Source organism: Staphylococcus pasteuri (assembly GCF_030547725.1).
GTDB classification, from domain to species: domain Bacteria; phylum Bacillota; class Bacilli; order Staphylococcales; family Staphylococcaceae; genus Staphylococcus; species Staphylococcus pasteuri.
The window spans coordinates 1-237 of the sequence record NZ_JAUOQO010000938.1; the positions used below are offsets into that span (position 1 = coordinate 1).

Consider the following 237-nt stretch of genomic DNA (forward strand, 5'->3'; position numbering starts at 1 on the left):
GGGGTTTACCCGCCAGCTTCAACCGTAAAACCGCAGCTAGCGGTAATGGGCCTAGAACTGGGTAAAATTAGCGTAGAGCAACGTATTTGGGATCCAGGCTGGTTCCAAATTCCTAATACCAAGCGCCGTTTTCGTGATTGGAAGCGTTGGGGTCATGGTTGGGTAGACGTATATAAAGCCATTGAACAAAGTGTTGATACCTACTTCTACAAATTGGCTTACGAAACCGGCATTAAT

The 237-nt window shown here is 46.4% G+C and carries 1 protein-coding gene; it reads left to right on the forward strand.

Annotation, left to right across the window (positions count from 1 at the left end; translation table 11 throughout):
- On the forward strand, window positions 1–237 hold a 237-nt coding region (locus Q4528_RS15960), incomplete at both ends, for a penicillin-binding transpeptidase domain-containing protein (protein ID WP_303522738.1).